General features: G+C 74.5%; 1 pseudogene. It reads right to left on the bottom strand.

Features of this window, described 5'->3' with window-relative positions:
* Positions 1-22 precede the first annotated feature (22 nt).
* Positions 23-514 (bottom strand): annotated as a pseudogene (locus PV350_RS46970) (MFS transporter); the annotation flags it as partial.
* Positions 515-568: the final 54 nt, after the last annotated feature.

The following is a 568-nucleotide window of genomic DNA, read 5'->3' as shown; positions in this document are numbered from 1 at the left end:
CTCCCGCACGGGCCGTCAGCCGTCAGCCGTCGCCCGCCGCCCGCGTGAGCCAGGCCGTCGCCGCCAGGCTCGCCGCCGACAGCAGGAGCAGCAGCAGGGGGACGGCGCCGATGCCGGAGGCCTCGATGCCCTTGCCGAGCGCCGGCGGGGCGGCCACACCGCCGATCATCGACGCGGCGATTACCCACGCCCCCGCGCGCCGCGGCCCGGGCACGGCGCGGGCCAGCCACGGCAGCCCCGTCGGGAAGACCGGGGCGATGAACAGGCCGACGCCCGCGTAGGCGTACGGCGCGAGCGTGGGCACGGCCGCCAGCGCCAGACAGCCCGTCATCCCGGCGCAGCACGCCAGCAGGATCCGCGGCGCCGGGTAGCGCAGGGCCAGCGGGACGACGAGGAACCGGCCCGCGGTCATCATCAGCCAGTACACCGCGGTCGCGGACGCGGCGTACGCCGCCGGGTGGCCGAGCGACTGCAGATGGGTCGGCTCCCAGCCGCCGACCCTTTTCTTTATACCCTTCTCCGGGCCCAGGAACCCCCCTTACAATCCCTATCCGGCTTTCTCTTTAAA

Origin of the sequence: Streptomyces sp. PA03-6a (genome assembly GCF_033792765.1) — a bacterium.
Classification (GTDB): Bacteria; Actinomycetota; Actinomycetes; order Streptomycetales; family Streptomycetaceae; genus Actinacidiphila.
This window is presented reverse-complemented; position numbering and strand designations above follow the sequence as displayed.